This is a genomic window from Aquitalea sp. ASV11, from assembly GCF_016429185.1.
GTDB classification, from domain to species: Bacteria; Pseudomonadota; Gammaproteobacteria; order Burkholderiales; family Chromobacteriaceae; genus Aquitalea; species Aquitalea pelogenes.
The window spans coordinates 56,341-80,111 of record NZ_JAELUD010000008.1; the positions used below are offsets into that span (position 1 = coordinate 56,341).

At 61.1% G+C, this 23,771-nt stretch carries 19 protein-coding genes; 5 read left to right on the plus strand and 14 right to left on the minus strand.

Features of this window, described 5'->3' with window-relative positions; translation table 11 throughout:
- Positions 1 to 8 precede the first annotated feature (8 nt).
- The 12 genes from argC to mutY form a co-directional block, all read right to left on the minus strand.
- Positions 9 to 1,052 carry an N-acetyl-gamma-glutamyl-phosphate reductase gene (gene argC / locus JHD62_RS04670; RefSeq protein WP_199101966.1) on the minus strand — a complete coding sequence of 348 codons (1,044 nt, stop codon included), beginning with the start codon at positions 1,050 to 1,052 and terminating at the stop codon, positions 9 to 11.
- 102 nt (positions 1,053 to 1,154) lie between these two features.
- Positions 1,155 to 3,035, minus strand: coding sequence for a methyl-accepting chemotaxis protein (locus JHD62_RS04675; RefSeq protein WP_199101967.1), 1,881 nt, complete (start codon positions 3,033 to 3,035; stop codon positions 1,155 to 1,157).
- A gap of 371 nt (positions 3,036 to 3,406) precedes the next feature.
- Positions 3,407 to 3,799 (minus strand): 30S ribosomal protein S9, encoded by a 393-nt coding sequence (gene rpsI, locus JHD62_RS04680; protein WP_045846620.1) that lies wholly within the window; start codon positions 3,797 to 3,799, stop codon positions 3,407 to 3,409.
- A 10-nt stretch (positions 3,800 to 3,809) separates the two neighbouring features.
- Positions 3,810 to 4,244, minus strand: coding sequence for a 50S ribosomal protein L13 (rplM, locus tag JHD62_RS04685; RefSeq protein ID WP_045846621.1), 435 nt, complete (start codon positions 4,242 to 4,244; stop codon positions 3,810 to 3,812).
- A gap of 37 nt (positions 4,245 to 4,281) precedes the next feature.
- Positions 4,282 to 4,764, minus strand: coding sequence for a hypothetical protein (locus JHD62_RS04690; RefSeq protein ID WP_199101968.1), 483 nt, complete (start codon positions 4,762 to 4,764; stop codon positions 4,282 to 4,284).
- Positions 4,765 to 4,776: 12 nt separating this feature from the next.
- A complete protein-coding gene (deoD, locus tag JHD62_RS04695; protein ID WP_199101969.1) occupies positions 4,777 to 5,487 on the minus strand; it encodes a purine-nucleoside phosphorylase in 711 nt (236 codons plus the stop codon).
- Between the two features lie 24 nt (positions 5,488 to 5,511).
- On the minus strand, positions 5,512 to 6,726 hold the full coding sequence (locus tag JHD62_RS04700) for a phosphopentomutase (RefSeq protein ID WP_199101970.1): 1,215 nt from the start codon (positions 6,724 to 6,726) through the stop codon (positions 5,512 to 5,514).
- Positions 6,723 to 8,066: a thymidine phosphorylase gene (deoA, locus tag JHD62_RS04705; RefSeq protein ID WP_199101971.1), complete on the minus strand. Its 1,344-nt coding sequence runs from the start codon at positions 8,064 to 8,066 to the stop codon at positions 6,723 to 6,725. The genes JHD62_RS04700 and deoA overlap by 4 nt, the downstream gene beginning before the upstream one ends.
- Positions 8,067 to 8,164: 98 nt before the next feature.
- Complete coding sequence (deoC, locus tag JHD62_RS04710; protein WP_199101972.1) at positions 8,165 to 8,932, minus strand: deoxyribose-phosphate aldolase; 768 nt, start codon at positions 8,930 to 8,932, stop codon at positions 8,165 to 8,167.
- 137 nt (positions 8,933 to 9,069) lie between these two features.
- Positions 9,070 to 9,498 (minus strand): NUDIX hydrolase, encoded by a 429-nt coding sequence (locus tag JHD62_RS04715; RefSeq protein WP_199101973.1) that lies wholly within the window; start codon positions 9,496 to 9,498, stop codon positions 9,070 to 9,072.
- Positions 9,499 to 9,507: 9 nt separating this feature from the next.
- Positions 9,508 to 11,712 carry a bifunctional (p)ppGpp synthetase/guanosine-3',5'-bis(diphosphate) 3'-pyrophosphohydrolase gene (locus JHD62_RS04720; protein ID WP_199101974.1) on the minus strand — a complete coding sequence of 735 codons (2,205 nt, stop codon included), beginning with the start codon at positions 11,710 to 11,712 and terminating at the stop codon, positions 9,508 to 9,510.
- 54 nt (positions 11,713 to 11,766) lie between these two features.
- A complete protein-coding gene (mutY, locus tag JHD62_RS04725) occupies positions 11,767 to 12,843 on the minus strand; it encodes an A/G-specific adenine glycosylase (RefSeq protein WP_233160639.1) in 1,077 nt (358 codons plus the stop codon).
- A 94-nt stretch (positions 12,844 to 12,937) separates the two neighbouring features.
- Here mutY and JHD62_RS23045 point away from each other — a divergent pair, with 94 nt between their 5' ends.
- Both JHD62_RS23045 and JHD62_RS04735 read left to right on the plus strand, forming a co-directional pair.
- Positions 12,938 to 15,823: a THUMP domain-containing protein gene (locus tag JHD62_RS23045; protein WP_370541027.1), complete on the plus strand. Its 2,886-nt coding sequence runs from the start codon at positions 12,938 to 12,940 to the stop codon at positions 15,821 to 15,823.
- 293 nt (positions 15,824 to 16,116) lie between these two features.
- Positions 16,117 to 16,722: a MarC family protein gene (locus JHD62_RS04735; protein WP_045846629.1), complete on the plus strand. Its 606-nt coding sequence runs from the start codon at positions 16,117 to 16,119 to the stop codon at positions 16,720 to 16,722.
- A 46-nt stretch (positions 16,723 to 16,768) separates the two neighbouring features.
- Here JHD62_RS04735 and JHD62_RS04740 read toward each other — a convergent pair whose 3' ends face one another.
- Positions 16,769 to 17,656: a DNA-binding protein gene (locus JHD62_RS04740; RefSeq protein WP_199101975.1), complete on the minus strand. Its 888-nt coding sequence runs from the start codon at positions 17,654 to 17,656 to the stop codon at positions 16,769 to 16,771.
- A gap of 377 nt (positions 17,657 to 18,033) precedes the next feature.
- Between JHD62_RS04740 and JHD62_RS04745 the strand changes: the two genes are divergently transcribed.
- Positions 18,034 to 19,332, plus strand: coding sequence for a dicarboxylate/amino acid:cation symporter (locus JHD62_RS04745; protein ID WP_199101976.1), 1,299 nt, complete (start codon positions 18,034 to 18,036; stop codon positions 19,330 to 19,332).
- 34 nt (positions 19,333 to 19,366) lie between these two features.
- On the opposite strand, the gene JHD62_RS04750 is transcribed toward JHD62_RS04745, so the two are convergent.
- Positions 19,367 to 20,284, minus strand: a complete 918-nt coding sequence (locus JHD62_RS04750) for a LysR family transcriptional regulator (RefSeq protein ID WP_199101977.1) — start codon at positions 20,282 to 20,284, stop codon at positions 19,367 to 19,369.
- A 127-nt stretch (positions 20,285 to 20,411) separates the two neighbouring features.
- Here JHD62_RS04750 and JHD62_RS04755 point away from each other — a divergent pair, with 127 nt between their 5' ends.
- Positions 20,412 to 20,801, plus strand: a complete 390-nt coding sequence (locus JHD62_RS04755) for a DoxX family protein (RefSeq protein ID WP_045846632.1) — start codon at positions 20,412 to 20,414, stop codon at positions 20,799 to 20,801.
- Positions 20,802 to 21,232: 431 nt separating this feature from the next.
- Positions 21,233 to 23,746, plus strand: coding sequence for a phosphoenolpyruvate--protein phosphotransferase (gene ptsP / locus JHD62_RS04760; protein WP_199101978.1), 2,514 nt, complete (start codon positions 21,233 to 21,235; stop codon positions 23,744 to 23,746).
- Positions 23,747 to 23,771 lie beyond the last annotated feature (25 nt).

Sequence of the window (23,771 nt, forward strand, 5' to 3'; positions counted from 1 at the left end):
TTCCTGCATCACGGCAGCAGCGGAACAATGTCCAGACCGGCGTTTTCCGGCTGGCCGAACATCAGGTTCATGGTTTGCACCGCCTGACCGGATGCGCCTTTCACCAGATTGTCTTCCACCACCAGGATGATCAGCAGATCACCGTTGCCCGGACGATGCACGGCAATGCGCACGGTGTTGGAACCACGCACGCTGCGGGTTTCCGGGTGACTACCGGCCGGCAGCACGTCGACGAAATGCTCACCGGCATAGCGCTGCTCGAACAGGGTCTGGAAATCGGTATCCAGCGCTTCGGGCTTGATGCGGGCGTAGATGGTGGAATGGATGCCACGAATCATCGGGGTCAGGTGCGGTACGAAGGTCAGCTTGACCGGGCCACCATGAATGGCGGACAAGCCCTGCTCGATTTCCGGCGAATGACGATGACCCTTCACGGCATAGGCCTTGAAGTTGTCACCGGCTTCGGCCAGCAGCGCGCCAACCTCGGCCTTGCGACCGGCACCGGATACACCGGACTTGCAGTCGGCAATCAGCGTCTGGGTGTCGATCAGCTGTTTGCCGCCTTCCAGCAGCGGCAGCAGGCCCAACTGGACCGAAGTGGGATAGCACCCCGCCATGCCAACCAGACGTGCCTGGCGGATGGCATCGCGGTTCACCTCCGGCAGGCCGTATACCGCTTCGGCCAGCAGGTCGGTGCAGCTGTGCTCCATGGCATACCATTGCTGGAATACGGCAGGGTCTTTCAGACGGAAATCCGCCGCCAGGTCGATGACCTTGACGCCGGCTGCCAGCAGTTCACGCGCCTGGGCCATGGCCACGCCGTGCGGGGTGGCAAAAAACACCACATCGCACTGCTCCAGCGGGGTTTCATCCGGGGTGGAGAAGGCCACATCCACGCGACCGCGCAGGCTGGGGAACATCTCGGCCACTTTCATGCCTGCTTCCTTGCGCGAGGTAACGGCCACCACCTCGGCACCGGGATGCCCGGCCAGAAGACGCAACAGTTCGACACCGGTGTAACCGGTACCGCCGACGATGCCCACCTTGATCATGCTGTACTTCCTTGTGTAAATAAACGTCGCAAAAGCGACAGTCTAAGGACTAGGCCGAGACGATGCAACCGTGATCGGGCCTGCGTCACACAGGCCCGAGGCTTACAGGCGGAACTGGGCCACCATGGCTTGCAAATCGGCCGACAGCTTGTGCAGCTGGCTGACGGTTTGCATGGCACCTTGCACCGCCTGATCGGTTTCGATGGTAGCGCGGTTGGCCTGCTCGGAGGCGCGTGCCATTTCCGTAGTGGCCACCGACTGCTCACGCGTTGAATCGGCAATATCGTGAATACCTGCCACAACCTCGGCAATCCGCCCCTGAATGCCGGACATGTCCTGCGCCACCGTACGCGACGCTGCCACGCCACTGGCCACCGAACGCTGGGTATCTGCCATGTCGTCCAGTGCGGTATGGATGTCACCATGGGTGGCATCGATAAGCTGGCCGATTTCCACGGTCGCCTTGGCGGTGCGCTCAGCCAGCTTGCGCACTTCATCGGCCACCACGGCAAAGCCGCGGCCAGCCTCGCCGGCGCGTGCGGCCTCGATGGCGGCATTTAGGGCTAGCAGGTTGGTTTGGTCGGCAATATCACGGATCACACCGATAATGGTATTCATCTGCCCGGAACGTTCACCCAGCGCATTCAGTGCCGTCCCCAAATGCCCTACTTCCTCGGCGATATTGGCAATATCGTCGGCCAGACGGCTGACCGCCTGGGCGGAATGGGCCGAGGTGGTGCCGGTCTCACTGGCCGCCTGTTCAGCCATCGCGGCATTGTCGGCAATGTGATTGATGCTGACGGTGATCTGCTCGATGGTGGCAGCCGCAGCGCTGGATACCTCCGACTGCCGCTCGGACTGGCGCGCAACGGTGTGGGTGACCTGTTGCAGACTGTCCAGTTCGCCATTGAGTGCAATCGCATGCTCGCGCACATCAATGAACATGCGGCGCAGGCTTGCCACAAAGCGGTTGAATGCTTCCGCGGTCTGGCCGATTTCATCCTGCTGTCCGACATGCAGCTGGTGGGTAAGGTCAGCATGGCCGCTGGAAATCTCCAGCAAGGCATCACGCAAGCGCATCAGTCCGCGCAGCAGGCGGGTGAGTACCAGCTGTGCCAGTGCGATGGCAAGCACACCACACAGCACACCGGCCACCACCAGCGTAATCAGCAAGCCCTGCAACGGCGCCAGGATGACGTCCTTGTCCACCACGCTGCCCAGCACCCAGTCAGAACCGGGCACCGGCGACAGTTGCAGATATACCGTGCGGCCACCGATTTGCAGCTCCTCCAGCTTGCTGCCGGCATCGGCCTGCTGCAGCAGGGCTGCATCCAGACCTGGCATTACCTCCGCCACCGGCTTGAGCGTACTGTCGGCAGCAGGGTGCGCCACGATCTTGCCACTGCGGGTGGCCAGGAATGCGTAGCCATCGCCACGCAGCTTGATGCCCTGCACCAGGCTGATGATGCCTTCCAGCGAAATGTCGCCGCCCACCACACCCAGCAACTGCTGGTTGCGCAGCAAGGGATGAGCCACGGTCACACCCAGCTTCTTGGTGCTGGCAAACACATAAGGCTCGGTCACGATGCTGCCGCCGGCACTGGCCGCCTGCTTGTACCAGGGACGGGAAGTCGGGTCGTAACCTTCCGGGGCATGCTTGTCGGCCAGCTGGTAAATCATGCGTTTGTCGGCATAACCGGCAAACAGCTGGTCGAAGCGGCCTGCTGTCTTGCCTTCCTGCAATTGGGGCAGGATGTCACCAGTATCCAGCAGCGATGTCGCCGTGGCCTCCACCGCATCCTTGCGCTGCCCCAGCCAGTTGGCCAGCGCACTGCGGTTTCCCAGCATGGCAGCGTCCAGCTCGTGGCGCACCCCGACGATGATTTCCGCCCGCATGCGCTGATAAGACAATAAGGCCAGAAGGGTGATGACAATCACTAACAGTAGAGCGACAAAGGCGAGCAGGCGTTGCTTCAAAGACATCTGGATTTCCTGTTGATCTGCATCGTGGCGGCAGCCTTACCGGGCTACTACCTGCCCACCGGACGACGTGGGCCAAAAGACAAAAGGGGGCCACCATACACCGACTATTCACCAGGGTAAACCCGTTAAACTTACTGCCATTTTCTTTGTAAACTAATCAATTTAAATGACAGCTTAAAGACATTAATATGAATAGGGTATTATTTCAGGTAAAGAAACAACGACCGCAAGCAAGTACCAGCGGTACTGTTTCGACTTGGGCAAGCAAGATGGCAATGACAGGAAGAAGCAATGCGGTGGGGAAGAAAGACAGCCAACAGCAAAAGAAAAAGCCGCCCGAAGGCGGCTTTTGCATAAACAGCACCAGGCGATTAACGCTTGGAGAACTGCTTGGCGCGGCGAGCTTTGCGCAGGCCGACCTTTTTACGTTCAACTTCACGCGCATCGCGGGTTACGTAGCCTGCAGCGGACAGAGCCGGCTTCAGAACTGCGTCGAAGTCGATCAGAGCGCGGGTGATACCGTGACGGATAGCACCTGCCTGACCAGTTTCACCACCACCGACAACATTAACCTTGATGTCGAAGGATTCGGTGTTTTCGGTCAGAACCAGCGGCTGGCGGATAACCATGCGACCGGTTTCGCGGGAGAAGTATTCGTCAACCGGCTTGCCGTTAACGATGATCTGACCGCTACCCTTTTGCATGAACACGCGAGCTACGGAGCTCTTGCGACGGCCGGTGCCGTAGTAGTATTTACCGTTCATTCTCTATGCCTTAAAAACGAAATTCCAGCACTTTGGGCTGCTGGGCAGTGTGCGGATGTTCGGTACCAGCGTACACCTTGAGCTTCTTGATCATGGCGTAGCCCAGCGGACCCTTCGGCAGCATGCCTTTAACGGCTTTTTCCAGAACGCGTTCCGGGAACTGGTTTTGCAGTTCGGTGAAGTTGCGTTCGTAGATACCGCCCGGGTAACCGGAGTGACGGTAGTACTTCTTGTCCAGCGCTTTGGTACCAGTAACACGCAGTTTGTCAACGTTGACTACAACAATGTAGTCACCGGTATCAACGTGCGGAGTGTATTCCGGCTTGTGCTTGCCACGCAGGCGGTGAGCGATTTCGGCGGCGAGGCGACCCAGCACCTTGTCTTCGGCGTCGACCACGAACCACTCGCGCTTAACCTCATGCGGCTTGGCAGAAAAGGTCTTCATGGAACTCTTCCATCGTAATTCTTGAAAGTTACGGATTCTAATGCAGTGCCCTTCCCACTGTCAAACCATTGTGTAACAAAGCAAATGACAATGCTGAAACGGGACGGGAAAGCGGTCTTTTTTGCCACAACCGGGCAGAAAAACGCCATATGGACGAGAGAATACTTGATTGCCGGCAGCCGGGCATGCGCCGGGCAAAAAAAAAGCGCAATCCATGTTGATTGCGCCAAGTTCCACCTAAAAGAAGGAGGATGGAGGAGACAACACCAAAACGCACACATTGCATGCCACGTCCTGATGCAGGTTTCATTATCAGGACCACCCCCTGGTTTGGCAAGTATTTTTTGTGCACTGCACTAAAAATAGTGCGCCAACTGCAACACATCAGCAAACCACTGATATTAAACAACAAATCAGACAGATAACTTGCTTGCCATCCTGATTGGCATTCAGAAAACCTGCTTTGCAGCAGCAGGGCAGCAGTAGCTGAGCTCGTTTTAGCGAAACCACGCTGCTGCATGGCAGCATGTTGCTACAAGCGGATTGCCGTCTCCAGCGCCAGCTCCATCATCTCGCGGAAGGTGGTTTGCCGCTCTTCGGCACTGGTGGCTTCGCCGGTCGGGATGATGTCGGAAACCGTCAGAATGCCCAGCGCACGCGCACCGTATTGCGCAGCCACGCTGTAAATGCCGGCCAGCTCCATTTCGATGACTTGCACGTTCATCCGCTCCAGCACTTCCAGCATGGTGGGTTCCACGCCGTAGAACAGGTCGGCGGAAAACACATTGCCCACATTGACGGTACGTCCCAGTTGCTGGGCGGCGTCCATGGCGGTACGCAGCAGGGTGTAATCGGCAATGGCGGCAAAGTCATGATTATTGAACCGCATGCGGTTGACCTTGCTGTCGGTACAGGCACCCATGGCGATGTACAACTCGCGCAGCTGGGTTTTGGCGGTCACTGCACCGCAGGAGCCGACACGGATGATGTTTTTCACCCCGTAGTGCTGGATCAGCTCGGTGGTGTAGATGCTGGCAGAGGGGATGCCCATGCCGTGGGCCATCACCGACAGACGCTTGCCCTGGTAGTTGCCGGTGTAGCCCAGCATATTGCGCACGCTGGTGACTTCGCGGGCATCCTGCAAAAAGGTTTCGGCAATCATTCTGGCGCGCAGCGGGTCGCCGGGCATCAGCACGGTTTCGGCAAAATCGCCCTTCTGGGCATTGATATGCGGGGTAGCCATTATGCTTCTCCTTGTGTGGCGTGCTCAGTTCAGAAAGGAAGACCCGTAGTCCATGGCAGGCAGGCCCAGATGACGCGCCACGCTCTGGCCGATGTCGGCAAAAGTGCTGCGCGTGCCAATGGAACCGGCGGGCACGCCATGGCCATAACACAGCACCGGAATATGCTCGCGCGTGTGATCCGTGCCGGACCAGGTAGGGTCGCAGCCATGATCGGCCGACAGAATCAGGATATCGTCCGGCTGCAAGGCGTCGATGACTTCGGGCAGGCGGCGGTCGAACTCTTCCAGCGCCCGGGCGTAACCAGCGATATCGCGCCGATGGCCGTAGCTGGAGTCGAAATCGACGAAGTTGGCCATGATGATGGCGCGCTGTTGCGTGTTGTGCATGGCCGCCAGCGTGGCATCCCAGATCTGGTCGAAACCGGTGGCCTTGTGCTGTTCGGTAATGCCGACATGGGCATAGATATCGGCAATCTTGCCGATGGACACCACCTGCCCGCCGGCGTCGGCCAGCTTTTGCAGCACGGTGGCAGCGGGCGGCGGCAGTGCCAGGTCCTTGCGATTGCCGGTGCGCACAAAGCCGCCCTTGCCCTCTCCAAGAAACGGACGGGCAATGACGCGGCCGATATTGTAAGGCTCCAGCGCTTCGCGGGTGATCTGGCACAGCTGGTACAAGCGCTCCAGCCCGAAGGTTTCTTCGTGGCAGGCAATCTGGAATACCGAATCGGCCGAAGTATAGAAAATGGGCTTGCCGGTGCGCAGGTGCTCTTCACCCAAGCGGTCGAGAATTTCCGTACCCGACGCATGGCAATTGCCCAGAAAGCCCGGCAAACCTGCCTTGCTGACAATCTCCTCCAGCAAGGCAGGAGGAAAACTGTTGTCCTTGTCGGTGAAATAACCCCAGTCAAACAACACCGGCACACCGGCGATTTCCCAATGGCCGGATGGCGTGTCCTTGCCGCTGGACAGTTCGCGGGCATAACCGTAGGCCGCGATCGGTGCCACCTGTTCCATGCCTTCCGGGAAATAACCGGAGGACAGCTGGCAGGCATGACCCAGTCCCATGCGGGACAGATTGGGCAGTTGCAAGGGACCGCTGCGCCCCTTGTCGGCACGGCCGGCAGCGGCTTCCATGGCGATATGGCCCAAGGTGTTGCTGCCTGCATCACCGAACAGTGGCGCATCGGCTGCCGCCCCGATGCCCAGCGAATCCAGTATCAGAATGATGGCGCGTTTCATTGCGATGGCTCCTGTGCCAGCTGGCGGATGGTCTGATACACCAGCGGCAGTGCTGCGGGTGCTTGTGGCGCGAGATGAATGGCCTCGCGCACCCGGCGTTCGGCTTCGTCGGCACTGGCGGTGTCGGCGGCATGGATGAACAGCAAGGGGGTGTCCGGCATCAGTTCGGCACCCAGTTCGGCAAAGCCACTCAGTCCGACACGGTAGTCCAGCTGGTCGCTGGCCTGACGACGACCACCGCCCAAGGCGCACACGGCCATGCCCAGTGCGCGGGTATCCATGGCGCTGACAAAGCCGCCATGCTCAGCATAGACCGGGCGTACCAGCGGTGCTGCAGCCAGATGGCGTTCCGGCTGCTCCAGCAGGTCGGCCGGGCCACCCAGCGCACATACCATACGGCCGAAAATTTCGGCGGCGCGGCCGGAGTCCAGTGCGTTTTGTAGCCGCTGCCCGGCCTCCACCGCATCCTTGGCCAGGCCGCTGGCCAGCAGCATTTCACTGCACAGCGCCATGGTAACGGCATGCAGGCGCGGGTTGGCGGCCTCGCCACGCAGGTAGCGGATGGCTTCCAGGGTTTCCAGGCTGTTACCGGCGTTGCTGGCCAGCGGCTGGCTCATGTCGGTGATGAGGGCGCGGGTGCTGACCCCGGCGCCATTGCCGACATGGACAATGCGTTCGGCCAGCGCAATGGACTGTGCCATGGTGGGCATGAAGGCACCGCTGCCGGCCTTGACGTCCATCACCAGTACATCCAGCCCGGCGGCCAGTTTCTTGGACAGGATGGATGCCGTGATCAGCGCAATGGATTCCACCGTGGCCGTGATGTCTCGCGTGGCGTAAAAGCGCCGGTCTGCCGGGGCCAGATCGCTGGTCTGGCCGATGATGGCCACGCCGACTTCGCGCACCACCTGACGCAGGCGTTCCGGCGTGGGAAAGGGGTTGTAGCCTGGGATGGCAGACAGCTTGTCCAGCGTGCCGCCGGTATGACCCAGACCACGGCCGGAAATCATCGGCACAAAGCCACCACAGGCGGCAATCAGCGGCCCCAGCATCAGCGACACCACATCGCCCACCCCACCGGTGGAGTGCTTGTCCAGCACGGGTCCTGGCAGGTGCAGGTCGTCCCAGCGCAGGCAACGGCCGGAATCACGCATGGCCATGGCCAGTTCAACATTTTCCGACAGCTCCATGCCCTGGAAATACACCGCCATGGCGAGGGCGGCTATCTGGCTGTCGGCCACGCTGTCATCGGTGATCCCGGCCACGAACTGGCCGATTTCCTCGGCCGACAGCGTCTGGCCGTCGCGCTTCTTGCGGATGACTTCCTGCGGTAAAAACATGGGTTTCTCCTGCTGGGTGGGCAAGGCCGACCGCCCTGCCAATAGACAAGGCCGAAGACGGGCTTCGGCCTGCATGCAGCTGATTGCGGTGGCGTGGCTCAGTAAGCGCCACCGGCGGTGGCCGCCCCGCCGCTGATTTCTGCCTGCAGATTGGCCAGCAGGCTGGAGGCACCAAAGCGGAAATGCTCCGCTGTGACCCAGTGCTCGCCCAGCAGGTGTTCGGCCAGATCGATATATTCGGCGGCTTCGGCAGCCGTGCGTACACCGCCCGCAGCCTTGAAGCCGCACCGTGTACCGGTGGAGCGGATGGCGGCCAGCATGATGCCTGCGGCATCCAGCGTGGCATTCACTGCCACTTTACCGGTGGAGGTCTTGATGAAGTCGGCCCCGGCGGCGATGGCAATCAGGCTGGCCTCGCGGATCAGGGCCGGTTCTTTCAGTTCGCCGCTTTCGATGATGACCTTGAGCAGCTTGTCGCCGCAGGCTTCCTTGCAGGCCGCCACCAGCGCGGCCCCGACTTCGGCATTGCCTGCCAGCAAGGCACGGTACGGAAACACCACATCCACCTCGTCAGCACCGTCTGCGATGGCCGCTGCGGTTTCGGCGACAGCCAGCGCAATGTCATCGCCACCAGCCGGGAAGTTGCTGACAGTGGCCACCTTGACTTGTTGCAGGCCCAGCTCATCCAGCGTGCGGCGCGCCAGTGCAACAAAACGGGGATAGACGCAGACTGCCGCCACCGTACCTGCACTACTGCTGGCTTGCTGGCACAGGGCAACGATGCTCGCATCGGTATCGTCATCGTTCAGAGAGGTGAGGTCCATCATGGACAGGGCGCGACGCGCGGCAGTAATGAGTTCTGACATGGGATTCCTGCTTGGTTGTCATCTGCATGGCTGGCGATGGCCGACAGATTCAGAGGAGCGATTATGGAAATATCTTCAATTGAAATCAATCGGCAATGACCGTACTGTCAACTGGCATGAGAGCCATCCGGCATTTATTACGTAAGTATTGCCGCTGCCTGCAGATAGTCCTGCAAGCGTTGCTGCAGATAGGGAACCGCTGCGCTTTGTGCCAGATAATCCCCGGGTTTCATCCAGCACCAGTATTGGCCTTCGTCGCCAAAGCGGATGGACTCAGCCTGGGAAGTTTCCAGCCTGCCTGCCATGAACACGCTTTGCGCGCCGGGCCGGTGCCAGCTGGGATAGCTGCGCTGCCAGACGATTTGGGCTGGCTGTAACAGGATGCCGAATTCTTCCCGCGTTTCGCGTTGCAGGCAGGCAAACGGGCTTTCCTGCCCCTCCCGCCCGCCGCCGGGAAAATCCCAGCAGGCAGCAAAGGGCAGCCCCGGTTTGTCATCGCGCAGATACACCAGCAGGCTGTCCTGATAAAACAGCGCTGCTTTGGTACCGCAAAACGGCTCGCTCATGACCAGTGCTTACACCCGGCGCGCATCGGTGACGCCCGGCAGCTCCATCATGCGCGCCAGCACGCGGCTGATGTCCTGTACCTGGCGCACTTCCACGGTGAAGCGCATCTTGGCACGCATATCACGCGACAGGGTATGCACCGCAATCAGGTTGAGCTTTTCGCGGGACAGCACATCGGAAATATCGCGCAGCAAACCGCCACGATCCAGCGACACCACCTCGATATCAATCGGGAACACGCTGCTTTTCTGATCGCCCCAGCCGGCGGCAATCAGCCGCTCCGGCACATCGGCCGACAGGCGCTTGAGCGTGAGGCAATTGGTGCGGTGAATGGAGATGCCACGGCCCTTGGTGACGAAACCGACCACGGCATCCGGCGGTGCCGGCTTGCAGCACTTGGCCAGTACCGTCATCAGGTTGTCCACCCCTTCGATCAGGATGCCGCCCGCGTCATGGCCGCCCTTGCTGGCGCGGATGATGCTTTCCGGCTCCACATCCGCCGGTGGCGGCGGGGCAAAGCTGGCAATGGCATTGGCGACCGCACGGACGCTGAGTTCGCCATGTCCCATGGCGCCGTACACTTCGTCCAGCTTGGCGTAACCCAGTTTTTCCGCCAGCAGGGTGAGATTGGGTTGTTGATGTGGGTGGCGGGCCAGCTCGCGCTCAAACAATTGCTTGCCGGTTTCGCGCACCGTGTCCGCATTCTGCATGCGGATGTACTGGCGGATCTTGGAGATGGCGCGGTGGCTTTTCACCCAGCCATCGTGCAGCCAGTTGACGGAAGGTCCGCCTTCCTTGGCGGTCAACACTTCCACCCGCTGGCCGTTTTGCAGCGGGGTAGACAGGGGCACGATCTGCCCTTCCACCTTGGCACCCCGGCAGCGGTTGCCCAGGCCGGTGTGAATGGCGTAGGCAAAGTCGATGGGCGTGGCACCATGCGGCAGCGCCAGCACCCGGCCCTGAGGGGTCAGTACATAGATGGTGTCGGAGAACAGCTCGGTCTTGAAGGCTTCGGCCAGGCCTTCGCGGTCAGACATTTCCTCGCGCCAGTCCAGCAGTTGGCGCAGCCAGGAAATCTTTTCCTCGTACTGCGCATCGCCCTTGCCACCTTCCTTGTAGCGCCAGTGCGCGGCCACGCCGAATTCGGCATGTTCGTGCATTTCGAAGGTGCGGATCTGCACCTCCAGCGCCTTGTCCTCCGGCCCGATCACCGCGGTGTGCAGGCTGCGGTAATTATTGGCCTTGGGGTGGGAAATGTAGTCGTCGAACTCGCCCGGAATCGGCTGCCACATGCCGTGGATGATGCCCAGCGCGGTGTAGCAGTCCGGCAGTTTTTCCACCAGGATGCGCACGGCGCGGATGTCGTACAGCTCGGTAAAGTCGAGCTTTTTCTTTTTCATCTTCTTCCAGATGGAGAAGATGTGCTTGGGCCGCCCGGCTACTTCGGCCTTGACCCCGGCGGCCTTGAGCTCGGAGCGCAGGGTGTCAAGCACCCGGTCGATGTAATCGATGCGCTCCAGCCGGCGCTCGTCCAGCAACTTGGCAATTTTCTTGTAGCTGTCCGGTTCGGTATGGCGAAAGCCCAGGTCTTCCAGCTCCCACTTGATCTGCCACACACCCAGGCGGTTGGCCAGCGGGGCAAACAGGTCCAACGTTTCGGTAGCGATGGCGCGCCGCACTGCTTCGTCATGCACATGGGGCAGGTAATGCATGGTCTGGGTACGCCAGGCCAGCTTGATCAGCACCACGCGGATGTCCGCCACCATGGCCAGCAGCATCTTGCGCATGGTTTCCGCCTGGCGGGCACGTTCTTCCGGGGTTTCCAGCTTGTCGATGCGCGCCAGCTCGGTAATGCGGCGCACACCGCCCACCCCATCCACCAGCACGGTGACAGTCTGGCCGAAATTCTCGGTCATCCATCCTTGCCAGTCGGGCTTGTGGTCCGGCACGGCAAACAACAGGGTGGCGACAATGGCGTCGGTCAGCAGGTTAAGGTCGGCCACAATGGCCGCGGCGGACACCGCATGGCTGAACAGGTCCTCGCCGGTGCTCACCAGCCCCTTGCCGCGATACAGCTCGCGCGCGGCTTCAAAGGCACGTGCCAGCAGGCTGGCTTCGGCCTCGGGCAGGGCTGCGGACATCTGTTCCAGCCACCGTTTCGGGTCGGCTGCATCGGCCAGGGTATCGGCCATCGAACGCACTACGGAAACCATATTTCACACCTGGGCAGCAAGGCTGCACGAAAAAAGAATACCAATACGCCGCACTCACGCATTCAAACGCTGCAACAGCCGTTTGACCGGGGCGGGCAATCCGGCCTCCAGTGCCTGCTCCAATGGCAGCCACTGGCCGGCGGAATCCTGTACCCGGGAGCCGGCCAGCGTATCCAGCCGCACCGGCACCGGGGTGATGATCAAGCGAAAATGGGTAAACACATGCTCCAGCTCCGGCCAGGAGGGCAGCACATCACCACTGCCCTGCTCGGCCAGCCAGCTTTCCACCGCCATGGAGTCGGCAAACTCAGGCAGGGATAACAAGCCGCCCCAGATACCCGTGGGCGGCCGGCGCTCCAGCCAGATCCGGTCACCATGCTGTGCCAGCAACATGACGGTGTGTCGGGTGGGCACCGCCTTCTTTGGTCGCGGTGTGGGCAACTCATGGGTACGCCCCTGCTGTGCGGCTACACAGCCATCCACCATCGGGCACACGGTACAGGCCGGCTTGCGGCCGCACACGGTGGCGCCAAGATCCATCAGGCCCTGGGTGTAGGCCGTCATCTGCGCAGCGTCAGCAGGCAGCAAGGATTCTGCCAGCGTCCACAGCCTGTTTTCCACTGTCTTCTCACCGGGAAAACCGCTGATGCCAAAGCAACGCGTCAAGACGCGTTTGACATTACCGTCCAGAATGGTTTCCCGCTGGCCAAAGGCAAAGGCTGCGATTGCGGCAGCCGTGGAGCGCCCGACACCAGGCAGCCGCTGGATGTCCTCGCGCTGTTCCGGGAACCGTCCGCCAAATTCATCCATCACCATGCGGGCGGCCTTGTGCAGATTGCGCGCCCGGCTGTAATAGCCAAGGCCGCTCCACAAGGCCAGCACCTCATCGACAGACGCGGCCGCCAGGCTGGCCACGTCAGGGAATTGCTGCAAGAAGCGGGCGTAATAGCCCAGCACCGCAGTTACCTGCGTTTGCTGCAACATGATTTCGGACAGCCATACCCGGTACGGGTCGCTCACCTGCCAGGGCAGATCGTGCCGGCCGTGATGTTCCTGCCAGGCCACCAGACGGGTGGCAAATGAATCCTGCAACATGGCAAAGCCGCGCCAAAACAAAAGGGAACCGGACATGCTACCTGAAAGGCGGAGCAGCACCAAGCAGTGCGCCTTTAAATAAGGTAAAATGGAAGATTGCTTAAAGCTTGCTTATTTGAAGGATGTACCCATGGCCACTTTCCGTTCACGCCAGCGCGCCAATCTGCGCCGCGATGTCAGCAGCAGCGACACCTCATCCGCTCAGCCTGCCGCTGGTAGTGCCGCCGCACCCGCCGATGGCACGGCCAAGGGTCCCATCATCCAGAAGAAAGCACCGTCGGCCGACGGCCCACGCGATCCTTACTCCTCGCGCCGTCCGGCAGCAGGTCAGCCGCCACGCCAAGGAGAACAGCGCCGTTTCGAGCAGCGTGATGGCGAGCGCAAACCGTTCAACCGCGACGACCGCGAGCGCAAGCCCTACCCGCCGCGTGATGGCGAGCCGCGCCGCTTCGAGCAGCGTGATGGCGAGCGCAAACCGTTCAACCGCGACGACCGCGAGCGCAAACCCTACCCGCCGCGTGATGGCGAGCCGCGCCGCTTCGAGCAGCGTGATGGCGAACGCAAACCGTTCAACCGCGACGACCGCGAGCGCAAGCCCTACCCGCCGCGCGATGGCGAGCCGCGCCGCTTCGAGCAGCGTGATGGCGAACGCAAACCGTTCAACCGTGACGACCGCGAGCGCAAGCCTTATCCGCCGCGCGATGGCGAGCCGCGCCGTTTCGACGCCCGTGACGGCGAACGCAAACCATTCAACCGCGACGACCGCGAGCGCAAGCCCTACCCGCCGCGCGATGGCGAGCCGCGCCGTTTCGACGCCCGTGACGGTGACCGCAAACCGTTCAACCGTGACGACCGCGAGCGTAAGCCTTATCCGCCGCGCGAACGCGATGCCTCGGCACCGCGCAGCCTGCATCCGGCCGATAGCCGTGGCGATCTGCATGAATCGCGCCGCCCGGAAGGCGAACGCAGCTATCAGCGTGACCGTGGCCCGTCCGGCCGCAAACCGCTGAACAGCCAGCCGGATCGCCAGATCGAACACAAACCTCATGTTCCGCGTCATGTGGAACGCGACACACCAGAGACGGCACCGACCATTCCGGCGGCAGAGCAAGGCCCGCGCAAGCTGTTCTCCAAGCCGGCCGAGCGCCGTGCAGACAGCGCGCCGCGTGATAACCGCTTCCGCCGTGACGAGCCGCCACGGGAACAGGCTCCGCGCCGTTTCGAGCGCAATGATGCCGCCCGTCACTACGATCCGGAAATCCTGCCGGCACCGACGGCCGAACGGGAAAACCGCTTCCGCCGTGACGAACCGGCACAGGAAAACGCACCACGCAAGCTGTTCGCGAAGCCGGCCGAACGTCGTGATGACAGCGCGTCGCGTGATAACCGCTTCCGCCGTGACGAGCAGCCGCGCGAGCAAGCCCCGCGCCGCGTGGAACGCAATGATGCGGCCAGCTATTACGACCCGGAAATCCTGCCGGCACCGGCTGCGGAACGGGAAAACCGCTTCCGCCGCGAGGAACCGGCGCAGGAAAACGCACCACGCAAACTGTTCTCCAAACCGGCCGATCGCCGGGAAGACAGCGCACCGCGTGAGCGCTTCCAGCGCGAGGACAGCCCGCGTCGCGATGCCCGTCATGAACGCAGCTGGGAACCCCGCGAGCGGGGCAACTCCCCGGCCAGCCTCAAGCCCTTCGACAACAAACACCGCATGGAGCGCGACCCGCGCCAGCAAGACAGCCGCCAGGCCAGAAATACCGACAAACCGGCATGGAACGACAAGCTGGCCGCGCAAACGGTATATGCGCTGACCGGCCTGCGCGACAAGCAACTGGCCTTGTTCGCCCCCTGTCCGCGCGGCCTGGAAATGACGCTGGTGGCCGAACTGAACGCACTGGGTGCCAACGATGTCAGCAAGGTGGACGGCGGGGTAGCCTTCCGTGGCGACGCCGATATCATGATGAAGGCCAACCTGCACAGCCGCACCGCCAGCCGTGTGCTGTTGAAGCTGGCCGAAGGCGGTTACCAGCAAGAAAGCGATATCTACCAGCTGGCCATGCAGATCGACTGGCCGCGCTGGTTCGACGTATCGCGCAGCATCAAGGTAAAAACCGATGCCATCGGCGCACAGCTGCGCAGCCTGGATTTTGTCTCGCTCAAGGTGAAAGACGCCGTGTGCGACCGCTTCCGTCAGGCCAATGCCGGCCGTCCCAATGTGGACACCCGCACACCAGACATGCGCATCCACGCCTTCCTCACCCGCGACCATGCCACCATCTACCTGGACACCAGCGGTGAACCGCTGTTCAAGCGCGGCTGGCGCGAGGAAACCGGTGAAGCCCCGCTGCGGGAAAACCTGGCAGCCGGCATTCTGCTGATTGCCGGTTACGATGGCAGCCAGCCGCTGCTGGACCCGATGTGCGGCAGCGGCACCTTTCTGGTGGAAGCGGCCGACATCGCACTCAAACGCGCGCCGGGTCGCAACCGCCGCTTTGGTTTCCAGCGCCTGCGCGAATTTGACGCCCTGTCCTGGGAAGCGCTGCTGAGCGAAGCGCGCGCGGCCGAACTGCCGGTGCGCAATCTGGCCATCAAAGGCAGCGACCGCGCCCGCAACATGCTGTCCATCGCCCGTGCCAACCTGCAACGCGCTGGTCTGGCCGATGCCATCGAGCTGCAGGCACAAGACGTGCTGCAAGCACGCCCGTTTGCCGATAGCGGCTTCATTGTCACCAACCCGCCTTATGGCGTGCGCATGGACGAGCAGGACGCGCTGGCCGAGCTGTACCCGCAGCTGGGCGACTGGCTGAAGGCCCACTTCGCCGGCTGGACCGCGCACTTCTTTACTGGCGATTTGCGCCTGTCCGACCTGATCCACCTGTCGGTCAAGCGCCGCACCCCGCTGTTCAACGGTTCGCTGCCCTGCCGTCTGTTTGCCATCCCCATGGTGGCTGGCAGCGCCCGCCGCGAGAAACCGGCGGCAGATGACGAGGCAAACGGCGTTGCCGACGCCGAATAAACTGCGATCGCCAAATCTGACAAACCGCTTCTCGCGTTCGCCAGTCTCTGTAATTGACAGGGCAAGCGCGAGGGGCAGGCAAATCGATGGGAAGGTTGTGGACGAATTAACTTAGTCGAACGGCCCGGCGGTGCAGGGACCTGTGCAATCGCACCAGTTACTTTGTCAGCAGCCTGACAAGCCCGGCATTCCCGGGCTTGTTTGCTTTACTGCCCGCATCCCTTTGCAGGCAGCAACTAAAATAAAATCTGCCGCCGGCAGAATGTTTCACTGACCAACACGTCGACACCACCATGCAAACTTCTTTCATTTCCGCCACGGTCTTGCTGATCCTGATTACCGATCCGCTCGGCAATATTCCGCTGTTCATCTCCGCGCTCAAGCAGGTAAAACCGGAGCGCCGCAAGAAAGTGGTGTACCGCGAATGCCTGATCGCTTTTCTGGTGCTGCTGACTTTCATGTTTTTCGGGCGGAATTTTCTGGATGTGATGCACCTGACTGATCAGTCGATGCAGGTGGCAGGCGGGGTAATCCTGTTCCTGATTGCACTGAAAATGATTTTCCCCAGCGAAGGCGGCAGCGTATTCGGCAGCGACAAGATGCACGGCGAACCCTTCATCGTGCCGATTGCCATTCCCCTGATTGCCGGGCCTTCAGCCATGGCCACGGTGCTGCTGATGTCCACCCGCGAACCGGCACGCATGCTCGAATGGATAGGTGCGCTCACCATCTGCATGCTGGTAACTACCGTGGTATTCCTGTTTTCCGGGCGCTTGCAAAAGCTGCTGGGGGAGCAGGCCATTACCGCGCTGGAGCGCCTGATGGGACTGGTGCTGACTGCGATTTCGATTGAAATGCTATTGGGAGGCGTGGCGTCCTACATCCGCCAGTTTCATTGAACGGTAGCGCAAGGCTGGCGCCACAGACAGGCGCCAGCTTGTGTCATCAGCGTGAGCGGACAATCAGGTCGGCTGCACGCGAGGAAGTGGCCAAACGACTGCTTACCGACTGGCCATAGGCCACCGCTTCGATCTCATTGCTTTCATTAGAATCCTGCGCAGCTTCCGGCGCACCAACCTGGCCAGCCGGGTTTCCACCACCTGCGGCTTGCAATTGCTGACGCAGACTGGCTACGGCACGATGGGCGCTTTCCTTGTCCGAGCGTTGGACACGCAGCTCTTCTTGTAACTGCGCCTGTTGCTTGCGCAAGCCATCACACTCCTTGCGCAACTCATCACACTGCTGGCGTAGTGCGCGTACATCGTCGTAGGATTGCGCCAGTTTCTCGTGGGTTTCACCCAGCTCTCGCTCCACCGTCACCAGCCGCGTTTCGGTCTCTCCCAGCCGACTGGCAGACTCATCCAGACGTGGGGCAGCACGCTCCAGCTCCTGTTGCTGACGGGCATTGAGTGCCAACACCATGCTCAGCTGCTGACTGGTCGCATCCAGCTCGGCCGCCTGGCGTTCGAAGGCCTCTGCCAACTCGGCGCGCAGCGCATCCAGTTCTTCACGCTCGGTTTGCCAGCCTGCCTGGGCTGCACGCAAATGCTGATTGGCAAACTGCTGGGCATGCAGCCAGACAGCATCAATCGCTGCCAGGCCAGCTTCCTCAACCGGCGCAGGCAGCTTGCTTCCCAGTGGCTCGGGGCTGACCGGCTGAATCTTGCGCCACTCCTTGAGTACCAGACTGGCCACATTCATATCGACATTGGCACATTTGCGCACATCGTCCAGCGCAGGCAATGACTGGTAACCTGACTTGGCATAGAGCTCGGCGGCAACGCGATGGATGCGTTCGCGCACTTCGGCAGGAATCGGGTCGGCCTTCACCATGAAAATTATCCTTTAACGTTCTGCGGACTTGATCGTCCACCGAAAACATCAGAATCAAGCAGCTTGGACAGGGGCCTTGCTTAAACAACGCACGGGTCTGAAAGCGGATACTGACCTAAAGGTGAAATTCTTTGCTCGGAACAGGAAATGCACAATGGGATAAAGCAGACATAAAGTCCAGTAAATAACCAATTTTTTACTAGGAATTTTCTGGAAATTTAAATATACCGGCGACAAATCCGTATTTTCCAGCTTGGCTTAGGGATATCAGCAATTAGCCAAAGACCCAGCGCTTGCTAGGATGCAAGCAACAACAGGATCCATCAGGATCCGGAACAACGCTCAACCTCTGAATATCCGAGAACAAGAGACCAGACATGCAAGCCAAAACACCGCTCCACTCGCGCCTGTATTTCCAGGTGCTGGTTGCCATCTCCATCGGCGTACTGATGGGGGCTTTCTATCCGGAAGCCGCCGCCAAGATGAAGCCTTTGGGTGATGCATTCATCAAGCTGATCAAGATGATGATCGCCCCCATCATTTTCTCCACCGTGGTGGTGGGCATTGCCAAGATGGGCGACATGAAGGAAGTGGGCCGTGTTGGCGTGAAGGCACTATTTTACTTTGAAGTCGTGACTACGCTGGCGCTGGTGATTGGCCTGGTGGTGGTGAACCTGCTGCAACCCGGTGCCGGCCTGAATGTGGACCCGCACACCCTTGACGCCAAGTCGGTAGCCAAGTTTGCCGCCGGCGCCAAGGACATGAATACCGTCGACTTCCTGCTGCACATTATTCCGGATACCGTGGTGGGCGCGTTTGCCACCGGTGAAATCCTGCAAGTGCTGCTGTTTTCGGTATTGCTGGGCCTGGCGCTCACCCGCATGGGCAGCAGCGGCAAGACCGTCATTTCCATGCTGGACGAGTTCTCGCATGCGCTGTTCGGCGTGATCAACATGCTGATGAAGCTGGCCCCGATCGGTGCGTTCGGTGCCATGGCCTTCACCATCGGCAAATACGGTGTGGGTTCGCTCAAACAGCTGGGCTTCCTGATGGCCTGCGTTTACCTCACCTGCTTTGCCTTCGTCTTCATCGTGCTGGGCGCGATCGCCCGCTTCAACGGCTTCAGCATTTTCAAGTTCCTGGCCTTCATCAAGGAAGAAATCGTGCTGGTGCTGGGTACGTCTTCGTCCGAATCCGCCCTGCCGGGCATGATGAAGAAGATGGAACACCTGGGCTGCGCCAAACCGGTGGTGGGTATGGTGATTCCGACAGGTTACTCCTTCAACCTGGACGGTACGTCCATCTACCTGACCATGGCGGCCATCTTCATTGCCCAGGCTACCAATGTGCAACTGAGCCTGGGTGAAGAGCTGGGCATCATCGGCGTATTGCTGCTCACCTCCAAGGGCGCAGCAGCCGTCACCGGCGGTGGTTTCATCACCCTGGCGGCCACGCTGGCCACGCTGGGCGGCAAGCTGCCGGTGGAAGGCCTGGCGCTGCTGATTGGTGTGGACCGCTTCATGTCCGAAGCACGCGCCATCACCAACCTGATCGGCAATGGCGTGGCCACCGTGGTGGTGGCCAAGTGGGAAAAGGCGCTGGATACCGACCGCATGCAGCGCGTGCTCAATGGTGAAGTGCTGCCGGAACCGGATGCACCGCCCGCCAAGCACTGATTAATGTTGTACCTCGTTCGACCTTTCAGTCAGCTTATGGCCCGTCATACGACGGGCTGTTTTTTTGCTGGGCAAAAAAATCGACCAGAAAGTCCACAAATACCCTTACCTTGCCCGGCACATGGCGACGCACCGGGTACACGGCGGACACATCCAGGCAGGTCCAGTGGTAGTCATCCAGAATGGTTTGCAGCTGTCCTGCTGCCAATGCTTGCTGTAGCAGGAATTCCGGCTGACGGGTAATGCCCATGCCATGCACGGCGGCGTCGGTGAGGATGTCGCCATTATTGGCACGCAGGCTGCCCTTGATGCGCACCTTGCCCGGCTGGCCATCCGGCCCCTGGTATTCCCACAAATGGGGCTGATTGATCAGGGTGTAGATCAGGCAATCATGCTGGGCCAGTTCGTCCGGATGCTGCGGCACGCCGTGGCGCAGCAAATAGTCCGGTGACGCACACAGACGGTCTCGCACCTTGGCCAGCGGCCGGGCAATCAGGCTGGAATCGTCCAGATTGGACACGCGGATTGCCAGGTCAAAGCCTTCATCTACCAGATCCACCTTGCGGTCGTTCAGCGACAGTTCCACCTCCACCTGCGGATGCTGGCGCTGGAAACCGGCAATCGCCCGTCCCAGAAAGCGCATGCCGAAAGAAACCGGTGCCGTCACCCGCAAGCGGCCGCTGGCCTTGCTGGCACCTTGCGACAGCAGCGCGTCCAGGTCTTCCAGTTCCGCCAGCAGTGCGCCGCCTTGCGCCAGATAGGTTTCACCCGCTTCGGTCAGCGACAGGCGACGGGTGGTACGATGCATCAGCCGGACGCCCAGCCGGGCCTCCAGTGCCGATACCAGCTTGGTTACCATGGCACGCGACAGGTCCAGCCTGTCCGCTGCAGCGGCAAAGCTGCCTTGCTCGGCCACGGTGACAAAGGCGCGGATTTCCGAGAATCTGTCCATACAATTTCCAATTAGTAAATAATTTCTTCATTTATAGCATGTTTATCAAGCGATAAGTGCATGGTCAAATACTCCCACTGCCACCGCCCATCCACAAACGGGCTTTAACCGCTACAGGAGTATTGCCATGAACACCACCTCTCCCGCACTTTCCGCCCTGATTCTGCGCGTATCCCTGGGCCTGATGTATCTGGCACATGGTGCTACCAAGCTGTTTGTCTTCGGCCCGGCCGGTACTGCCCAGTTCTTCTCCAGCCTCGGCCTGCCCGGCTTTGTCGGCTATCTGTCGATGGCCGCTGAAATCGGTGGTGGCCTGCTGCTGATCCTGGGACTGAAAGCACGCTGGGTTGCACTGGCGCTGGTGCCGCTGCTGGCCGGCACCATCGTACTGGTGCATGGTGCCAATGGCTGGATGTTCACCAATCAGGGCGGCGGCTGGGAATATTCCGCCTTCCTGATCACCAGCTCGCTGGCACTGTTCTTCTTGGGTGAACCTGCTGGCCGTCAACAGCAGTAAACCGACTTATCCCCCATCTCTCACGCGGCACGCCAGCTCTGGCAGGCCGCGTTTTTGCGTTCCGGCCCGGGCACTGCGGCCTTGCCAGCCCACGCCATCCCGCTATGCTGAACGCATGGCTGCCATACTGAGCCGGACATCGCGGTTCAAGGGTGTGGCATTGCGGTTGCACTCACCCGCCATTTTGTTGACGGCCATCAAGCCAGTTTCACATCCTTGCTGTAGCTAAATTACAATATTGGCATGATGCAGACAGTTGCAAACTGCCTACACATTCAGCAGAAAACCGGGTTTAATCCTGCAATAACAACATTCTTGCGTTTAACGGGCTGATTAGGCACTTGCCTTACGCGCCGAGTTGCGGCTTAATCCTGCCCCAACAATCGCTCGTAATAAAATAACTGTTGCAATCAACTCCTGAGGAGTTTCACATGGGCTCTCCCGCGCCACGACTGGACATTCTCGCCCCCCTTTCCGGGTGGCTGGTCGCTCTGGATACCGTCCCCGACCCGGTTTTCGCCGGCAAAATGGTGGGTGACGGCATTTCCCTGGACCCGACCTCCTGCTCGCTGCTGGCTCCGGTCAGCGGTACTGTAAGCAATATTCATACTGCGCATCATGCACTGACCATCACCTCGGACAATGGCGTCGAAGTGCTGGTGCATATCGGCATCGACACCGTCATGCTCAAGGGCGAAGGCTTTGTGCCGCTGGTGGAGCAAGGCCAGCAGGTGAAGGCCGGCCAGGCCTTGATCGACTTCGACCTCGACCTGGTCGCCTGCACCGCCCCCAGCCTGCTCACCCAGATCATCATCACCAATGGTGAAGTGGTGGAGAAGCTCACCTGCGCCAGCGGTCTGGTCGAAGCAGGCAAGAGCATCATCATGACGCTGGACCTGCAAGGCAGCGCAGAAGCCGCCAGCCAGGCCGAAGGCGAAACCCTGAGTTCGGAAACCATCACCCTGACCAACCCGGCCGGCCTGCATGCCCGTCCGGCTGCGGTATTTGCCAGCGCCGCCAAACGCTTTGCAGCGGATATCCAGCTGCAACTGGGCGACAAGGTGGCCAATGCCAAATCGGTAGTCGGCATCATGGGCCTGGCTACCGTCAACGGCGATCAGGTGCGGGTACTGGCCACCGGCCCGGATGCCGCCGCTGCGATTGCCGAACTGTCCCAACTGCTGCTGGACCGCTGCGGTGAGAGCCTGGACGAAGCGCCGGCCGCAGCTGCCCCGGCTGCTACCCAGCCAGTGCAACAGGACAGCGCTGGCGTGCTGGCTGGCGTGGGTGCTTCGCCCGGCATCGCCATTGGCCGTATCTTCCATCACCGCCTGCAAGAATTCGACGTGGTGGAAGCCGGTGCCGCCGGCGTGGTGGAACAGCAAAACTTCACCCGCGCCACGGAAGAAGCTGCCGAGCAGATCGAAGCCATCAAGGCCCAGCTGCAAGACCAGGCCAAGCGCGCCATCCTGTCCATGCATCAGGAACTGCTGCAAGACCCGGACCTGCTGGCCCTGACCTATGCCAGCCTGGCCGATGGCAAATCCGCTGCCTGGGCCTGGCGTGCCGCCTTCAGTGCCTACTCTGCCCGTCTGGAAGCGCAGGACAACGCCCTGCTGCGTGAACGCGCCAACGACATCCGCGATGTAGGCCGCCGCGTGCTGGCCTTGCTGGCTGGCGTCAAGCAAGCCGAGCTGGACGTACCGGCCGGTTCCATCCTGATTGCCGAAGACCTGGCACCGTCCGACACCGCCGCGCTGGACCCGAGCAAGGTACTGGGTTTCTGCACCCGCACTGGCGGTGCCACCAGCCATGTGGCCATTCTGGCCCGCTCGCTGGGCATTCCCGCCATTTGCGGTATCTCGCAAGCTGCACTGGCGCTGCAAGATGGCCGTGAGGTGATTCTGGACGGCACTGCCGGCACGCTGAACATTGCCCCCACCGCCGCCGAGAAGACCGAAGCCGAAGCCGCCATCGCCCGTCTGGCCGAACGTCGCGCCGCCGAACAGGCCATGTCGCAGCAGCCGGGACAAACCAGCGATGGCAGCCGTATCGAAGTGGTGGCCAATATCCGCAATGCCGCCGATGCCCGTGATGCCGTGAAAGCCGGTGCCGAAGGCGTGGGCCTGTTGCGTTCGGAATTCCTGTTCGACAACCGCGACACCGCACCGTCCGAAGCCGAACAGGCTGCCGAATACTGCGCGGTGGCCCGCGAGCTGGGCAGCGATCACCCGCTGGTAGTGCGCACGCTGGACGTAGGTGGCGACAAGCCGCTGTCCTACCTGCCGCTGCCCAAGGAAGACAACCCCTTCCTCGGCCTGCGCGGCATCCGCGTCAGCCTGGACCGCCCAGACCTGCTGCGCACCCAGTTGCGTGCCATTCTGCAAGCCGCTCCGCTCACCCGCCTGCACATCATGTTCCCCATGGTGGCGTCCCTGGACGAACTGCGCGCCGCCAAGGCCATTCTGGCCGAAGAACAAGCTGCCAGCGGCCATGCCGAGGTCAAGGTAGGCATCATGGTGGAAGTACCGTCTGCCGCCATCCTGGCTGCGCGTTTTGCGCCGGAAGTGGATTTCTTCTCCATCGGCACCAACGACCTCACCCAGTACGTACTGGCGATGGACCGTGGCCATCCGCAACTGGCCAAGCAGGCCGATGCCTTGCATCCGGGCGTGCTGGCCATGATTGCCATGACCTGCGACGGTGCCCGCGCCCACGGCAAGTGGGTGGGCGTGTGCGGCGGACTGGCGTCGGACGAACGCGCCGCGCCGGTACTGGTAGGCCTGGGCGTGACCGAACTATCGGTCAGCACCCCGGCCGTAGCCAGCGTCAAGGCCACACTGGCACGCTGGAGCATGGACGAATGCCGTACGCTGGCCCAACAGGTGCTGGCACTGGGAACGGTAGCCGAAGTGCGCGCCCATCTGGCACAACAGGCGCGCTAAGCGCGACGAACCTGCCGTCCGGCTT

Excerpts from the sequence above, each read along its gene's own strand:
- ptsP (WP_199101978.1), top strand. The coding sequence starts at position 21,233 with ATGGGCTCTCCCGCGCCACGACTGGACATTCTCGCCCCCCTTTCCGGG.
- JHD62_RS23045 (WP_370541027.1), top strand. The coding sequence starts at position 12,938 with ATGGCCACTTTCCGTTCACGCCAGCGCGCCAATCTGCGCCGCGATGTC.
- JHD62_RS04750 (WP_199101977.1), bottom strand. The coding sequence starts at position 20,284 with ATGGACAGATTCTCGGAAATCCGCGCCTTTGTCACCGTGGCCGAGCAA.
- mutY (WP_233160639.1), bottom strand. The coding sequence starts at position 12,843 with ATGTCCGGTTCCCTTTTGTTTTGGCGCGGCTTTGCCATGTTGCAGGAT.
- JHD62_RS04720 (WP_199101974.1), bottom strand. The coding sequence starts at position 11,712 with ATGGTTTCCGTAGTGCGTTCGATGGCCGATACCCTGGCCGATGCAGCC.
- rplM (WP_045846621.1), bottom strand. The coding sequence starts at position 4,244 with ATGAAGACCTTTTCTGCCAAGCCGCATGAGGTTAAGCGCGAGTGGTTC.
- deoD (WP_199101969.1), bottom strand. The coding sequence starts at position 5,487 with ATGGCTACCCCGCATATCAATGCCCAGAAGGGCGATTTTGCCGAAACC.
- JHD62_RS04715 (WP_199101973.1), bottom strand. The coding sequence starts at position 9,498 with ATGAGCGAGCCGTTTTGCGGTACCAAAGCAGCGCTGTTTTATCAGGAC.
- JHD62_RS04690 (WP_199101968.1), bottom strand. The coding sequence starts at position 4,764 with ATGCAGCAGCGTGGTTTCGCTAAAACGAGCTCAGCTACTGCTGCCCTG.
- deoA (WP_199101971.1), bottom strand. The coding sequence starts at position 8,066 with ATGTTTTTACCGCAGGAAGTCATCCGCAAGAAGCGCGACGGCCAGACG.
- JHD62_RS04745 (WP_199101976.1), top strand. The coding sequence starts at position 18,034 with ATGCAAGCCAAAACACCGCTCCACTCGCGCCTGTATTTCCAGGTGCTG.
- JHD62_RS04755 (WP_045846632.1), top strand. The coding sequence starts at position 20,412 with ATGAACACCACCTCTCCCGCACTTTCCGCCCTGATTCTGCGCGTATCC.
- argC (WP_199101966.1), bottom strand. The coding sequence starts at position 1,052 with ATGATCAAGGTGGGCATCGTCGGCGGTACCGGTTACACCGGTGTCGAA.
- rpsI (WP_045846620.1), bottom strand. The coding sequence starts at position 3,799 with ATGAACGGTAAATACTACTACGGCACCGGCCGTCGCAAGAGCTCCGTA.
- JHD62_RS04700 (WP_199101970.1), bottom strand. The coding sequence starts at position 6,726 with ATGAAACGCGCCATCATTCTGATACTGGATTCGCTGGGCATCGGGGCG.
- deoC (WP_199101972.1), bottom strand. The coding sequence starts at position 8,932 with ATGTCAGAACTCATTACTGCCGCGCGTCGCGCCCTGTCCATGATGGAC.
- JHD62_RS04740 (WP_199101975.1), bottom strand. The coding sequence starts at position 17,656 with ATGGTGAAGGCCGACCCGATTCCTGCCGAAGTGCGCGAACGCATCCAT.
- JHD62_RS04735 (WP_045846629.1), top strand. The coding sequence starts at position 16,117 with ATGCAAACTTCTTTCATTTCCGCCACGGTCTTGCTGATCCTGATTACC.
- JHD62_RS04675 (WP_199101967.1), bottom strand. The coding sequence starts at position 3,035 with ATGTCTTTGAAGCAACGCCTGCTCGCCTTTGTCGCTCTACTGTTAGTG.